This window comes from Streptomyces sp. NPDC001858 (assembly GCF_053594615.1).
Window position 1 is genome coordinate 1 of the sequence record NZ_JBSFEV010000092.1, and the last position, 5996, is coordinate 5996.

General features: G+C 68.2%; 1 protein-coding gene. It reads left to right on the forward strand.

Annotated elements, in window-relative coordinates; genetic code table 11:
* Positions 1-5996, forward strand: a 5996-nt coding sequence (locus ACWCPF_RS45170) for an amino acid adenylation domain-containing protein (RefSeq protein ID WP_451050985.1), incomplete at both ends; no start/stop codon positions are given.

A 5996-nucleotide genomic window follows, 5' to 3' on the forward strand; every position in this document is an offset into this window, starting at 1 on the left:
GCTGCCGTGGGCGGTTCTGTGCCGATCGGCCGGCCGATGGACAACACGCGTGTGTACGTGCTGGATGGGGCTCTGTCTCCGGTGCCGGTGGGTGTCGCGGGTGAGTTGTATGTCGCGGGCGCCGGTGTCGCTCGGGGGTATGTGGGTCGTGCCGGTCTCACGGCGGAGCGGTTCGTCGCGGACCCGTTCGGTCCGGCGGGGGCCCGGATGTACCGGACCGGGGACCTGGTGAGGTGGAACGCCGCTGGTGTCCTGGAGTTCGTGGGGCGTGCGGATGCCCAGGTGAAGGTGCGGGGTTTCCGTATCGAGCCGGGTGAGATCGAGGCGGCGCTGGCCGGGCATGCGCTGGTGGCCCAGAGCGCGGTGGTCGTCCGTGAGGACCAGTTGGGTGACAAGCGCCTGGTGGCGTATGTCGTGCCGGCCGATGCGGAGGAGTTGGACACGGCCGTGCTGCACGGTCATGTGGCGGAACGGTTGCCGGATTACATGGTGCCGTCGGCGTTCGTCGTGCTGGACGGGCTGCCGATCACTGTGAACGGGAAGCTGGATCAGCGGGCTTTGCCTGCTCCGGAGTTCGCCTCGGACGGATTGGGCCGGGCGCCGAGGTCGCCGCGGGAGGAGATCCTGTGCGGCTTGTTCGCCGAGGTCCTCGGCGTCGGTTCCGTCTCGATCGACGACAGTTTCTTCGACCTCGGTGGCCACTCGCTCCTCGCGACACGCCTCGTCAGCCGCATTCGCTCCACGCTGGGTGTGGAGGTGAGTATCCGTGCCCTGTTCGAGGCCCCGACGGTCGCGGGACTGGTCGAGCGGCTGAACGAGGGTGGTCGGGTGCGGGAGCGGTTGGGGGTGCGTGAGCGTCCGGAGTGGTTGCCTGTGTCGTTCGCGCAGCGTCGGCTGTGGTTCTTGGGGCAGTTGGAGGGACTGTCCGCGACCTACAACATCCCGTTGGTTCTGCGGTTGTCGGGTGCGCTGGACGTGGGGGCGTTGCGGGCGGCGCTGGGGGATGTGGCGGGTAGGCATGAGAGTTTGCGGACGGTGTTTCCGCAGGTGGATGGTGAGCCGCGGCAGGTGGTCGTTGAGGGCCGGGCGGGTGTGCCGTCGTTGCTGGTGGAGTCGGTGGAGTCGGTGGAGTCGGTGGCGTCGGAGCGGGTTGCCGGGGTGGTGGCTGGTGTTGCCGGTGCGGGGTTTGATCTGGAGTCGGATCTGCCGTGGCGGGTGCGGTTGCTGGAGGTGGAGGGCTCCGGTGAGTGGGTCCTGGTGATGGTGGTGCATCACATTGCTGCGGATGGCTGGTCGATGGCTCCGCTGGCTCGTGATCTGTCTCAGGCGTATGCGGCGCGCTGCCAGCGTGAGGTTCCGGGGTGGCGTGAGCTGCCGGTGCAGTATGCGGATTACACGTTGTGGCAGCGTGAGGCGTTGGGCAGTGAGGATGATCCGGACAGTGTGATCGCCGGTCAGGTCGCTTACTGGAAGCAGACACTCCATGACCTGCCGGAGCAGTTGGAGCTTCCGGTGGCCTTCCCACGTCCGGCGGTGGCGTCGCATGTGGGTGGTTCGGTGGCGATGAACGTGCCGGCTGAGGTGCATGCGCGGCTGGTGGAGGTCTCGCGCGGGTGCGGGGCGAGCGTGTTCATGACGGTGCAGGCCGCTCTCGCGGTGCTGCTGTCGAAGATGGGCGCGGGCGAGGACATCCCGATCGGCACTCCGGTGGCCGGCCGCACCGACGACGCCCTCGACGAACTGGTCGGGTTCTTCGTGAACACGCTGGTGCTGCGCACGGACGTGTCGGGGGACCCGTCGTTCCGTGAGGTGGTGGGGCGGGTCAGGGAGCGGGATCTGGCGGCGTTCGCGCATCAGGACGTCCCGTTCGAGCGGTTGGTAGAGATCCTCAATCCGGCGCGGTCGATGGCACGGCATCCGCTGTTCCAGGTGATGCTGTCGTTCCAGAACAACGCCCGCCCGGACCTCGACCTCCCCGGTATCCACGCGCAAGCAGAACCCGTGAGTGGCGTGGTGGCGAAGTTCGACCTGTCCTTCAGCCTGGGCGAAACCCACACCCCCGACGGGACCCCTGCCGGGCTGACAGGCCAGTTGGACTACCGGACCGACCTCTTCGACGGCCACACGGCACAGGAGTTGGTAGAGCGGCTGGCACGGCTGCTCGAAGCGGCCGTAGCCGACCCCGACCAGCCGATCCGCGAGATAGACGTCCTGAGTGAGGGCGAGCGTGAGCGGATTCTGACCGTCTGGAATGACACCGAAAGCGAATTGCCGGAGACGACGCTGCCGGAGTTGTTCGAGGCACAGGTGACGCGGACTCCGGGGGCGGTTGCGGTCGCCGGCGGAAACGTTGAGCTCACGTACGCAGAGCTGAACGCGCGGGCGAACCGGCTGGCCCGCTATCTCGTGAGTCGGGGTGTGAGACCGGAGCGGCTCGTGGCCCTGTGCCTGCCGCGGTCGGTCGAGCTGGTCGTGGCCTTGTTGGCGGTGCTGAAGACGGGTGCGGGCTATGTGCCGGTGGACCCGGCGTACCCGGCTGACCGGATCGGCTACATCGTCGAGGACGCGAACCCGGTGCTCGTCCTGACGGACACCGCAACGGCGGCCGTGCTGCCCGGCGACGGCGACGGCGACGGCGTCAGCGGCTGCGAAGGTGGCGGCGACGGCGGTGCGGGTGTGGGCCGTGTGGTGCTGGACGAGCCCGCCATCCGAGCGGCGGTGGCTGAACAGGATGCCGGCGATCTCGGTGACGATGATCGGCTGGGCCGTCTCGAGCCGCGGCACCCGGCATATGTGATCTACACGTCCGGGTCGACGGGATGGCCGAAGGGCGTCGTCATCGAGCAGCGCAGCGCGGTGAACCTGACCGCATGGGCCGCCTCAGGGCTTGGCGCCGATCGGTTGACGCAGGTCTACGCCAGCACGTCGCTCAACTTCGATGTGTCGGTGTTCGAGACGATCTCGCCCTTGCTGGCGGGTGGCCGTATCAACGTGATTCGCGATCTGCTCGTTCTGGGCGACGAATCCGCGGAGGGCCAGGCACCCAGTCTGGTCAGCGGTGTGCCCTCGGTCTTCGCCGCCCTCCTTGAGCGCGGCGAACTGGAAGCCGACATATCGACGGTCGTCATGGCCGGCGAGGCCATCTCGCCAGTGGTCGCCAAGAAGCTCCGTTCGGTTCTCCCCGGCTCCCGGATAGCGAACTGCTACGGCCCTACTGAAGCCACGGTCTACGCAACCTCGTGGTACACGGATGCGGAGCTGCCGGACTCGGTGCCGATCGGTCGGCCTGTCGCCAACACCCGTGTCTATGTGCTGGATGGCGGGCTGTCGCCGGTGCCGGTGGGTGTCGCGGGCGAGCTGTACATCGCGGGTGTGCAGCTGGCTCGGGGGTATCTCGGCCGTGCGGGTCTGACGGCGGAGCGGTTCATCGCGGACCCGTTCGGCGGCCCCGAGGGCTCGCGGATGTACCGGACCGGGGATCTCGCGAAGTGGAGTGCTGACGGGGTCCTGGAGTTCCTGGGCCGTGCAGACGCCCAGGTCAAGGTGCGGGGTTTCCGTATCGAGCCGGGTGAGATCGAGGCGGTACTGGCAGACCACGAGGATGTGGCCCAGACCGTGGTGATCGTGCGTGAGGACCAGCCCGGCGACAAGCGCCTCGTGGCCTACGTCGTCCCCACGGCGAACGCCACCATGGATCCGGCCGACCTGCGCGGCTATACAGCTCAGCGGTTGCCGGACTACATGATCCCGTCCGCCTTCGTGGTCCTGAACGGGCTGCCGCTGACGCCGAACGGGAAGCTGGACCGGCGGGCCCTGCCCGCACCCGACTTCACCCCGCACACGGCCGGCAGGGCTCCCCGCACACCTCGTGAGAAGGTCCTGTGCGGCCTGTTCGCCGAGGTCCTGGGCGTCGACTCCGACTCCGTCTCGATCGACGACAGCTTCTTCGACCTCGGCGGCCACTCCCTCCTTGCCACACGACTGGTCAGCCGCATTCGCTCCACGCTGGGCGTCGAGGCGAGCATCCGGGCCCTGTTCGAAGCCCCGACCGTCGCGGGACTGGCCGACCGGCTGAACGAGGGTGGTCGGGTGCGGGAGCGGTTGGGGGTGCGTGAGCGTCCGGAGTGGTTGCCGGTGTCGTTCGCGCAGCGCCGTCTGTGGTTCCTGGGCCAGTTGGAAGGCCCGTCCGCGACCTACAACATCCCGCTGGTGCTGCGGCTGTCGGGTGCCCTGGACGTGGGGGCGTTGCGCGCGGCGTTGGGCGATGTGGCGGGTCGGCACGAGAGCCTGCGGACGGTGTTTCCGCAGGTGGACGGTGAGCCGCGGCAGGAGATCCTGGACGGCGACGCGGCGGTGCCGGAGTGTGTCGTGGAGATGGTGGCGGAGCGTGATGTCGCTGCCGCGGTCTCGGCGGTGGTGTCTGCCGCGTTTGATCTGGAGCGGGATCTGCCGTGGCGGGTGCGTGTCCTTCAGCAGGCCGAGAACGAGTCCGTGCTGGTCGTGGTGGTGCATCACATCGCGGCGGATGGCTGGTCGATGGCTCCGTTGGCCCGTGATCTTTCTCAGGCGTATGCGGCGCGGTGTGAGGGCAGGTCGCCTGCCTGGGAGCCGTTGCCAGCGCAGTACGGGGATTACACGTTGTGGCAGCGTGAGGTGCTGGGCAGTGAGGACGATCCGGACAGTGTGATCGCCGGCCAGGTCGCCTACTGGAAGCAGACACTCCATGACCTGCCGGAGCAGTTGGAGTTGCCGGTGGACTTCCCGCGTCCGGCGGTGGCGTCGCACGTGGGTGGTTCGGTGCGGTTGTCGGTTCCGGCTGAGGTGCATGGGCGGCTGGTGGGGTTGTCCCGGTCGTGCGGGACGAGTCTGTTCATGACGGTGCAGGCCGCTCTCGCGGTGCTGCTGTCGAAGATGGGCGCGGGCGAGGACATCCCGATCGGCACTCCGGTGGCCGGCCGCACCGACGACGCCCTCGACGAACTGGTCGGGTTCTTCGTGAACACGCTGGTGCTGCGCACGGACGTGTCGGGTGACCCGTCGTTCCGTGAGGTGGTGGAGCGCGTGCGGGAAGCGGATCTGTCGGCGTTCGCACATCAGGACGTCCCCTTCGAGCGCCTGGTGGAGATCCTCAACCCGGCCCGGTCGATGGCCCGGCATCCGCTGTTCCAGGTCATGCTCACGTTCCAGAACAACGCCCGCCCGGACCTCGACCTGCCCGGCATCCACGCCAAGGCAGAGCCTTTGCAGGGCGCTGCCGCCAGGTTCGATCTGTCCTTCAACCTGGGCGAAACCCACACCACCGACGGAACGCCCGCCGGACTTGAAGGACGGCTGGATTACCGGACCGACCTGTTCGAGCAGGCCACCGTCGAGTACCTGGCTCGGCGCCTGGTCAGGCTCCTCGAAGCCGTCACTGCCACTCCCGATGAGCCGATCCGCGCGATCAGTGTCCTTGGCGCTGATGAGCGTCGGCGGGTGTTGGTGGAGTGGAACGACACCGCCCATGACGTGCCGGGGGTGACGGTCCCGGAGTTGTTCGAGGCGCAGGTGGCGCGGACTCCCGCGGCCACCGCCGTGGTGAGCAACGGTGTAGAGCTGACGTATGGCGAGTTGAATGCGCGGGCGAATCGGCTGGCGCGGTATCTGGTGGGTCGGGGTGCGGGTCCGGAGCGGTTGGTGGGGGTGGCGTTGCCGCGGTCGGTGGAGCTCGTCGTGGCGTTGCTGGCCGTGCTGAAGTCCGGCGCAGGCTACGTGCCGGTGGATCCGGAGTACCCGGTGGACCGGATCGCCTACATGCTCGGGGACGCGGATCCGGTCCTGGTGGTCACGGACTCTGTGACGGTGTCGGCGTTGCCTGCGGCGGCGGGTTGTGTGGTGCTGGACGAGTCGGCTGTTGCGGGCGCGGTGGCAGGTCAGGCGGCCGGTGATCTGGTGGATGCTGATCGGCTGGGTGGGCTGGTGTTGGAGCATCCGGCGTATGTGATTTATACGTCGGG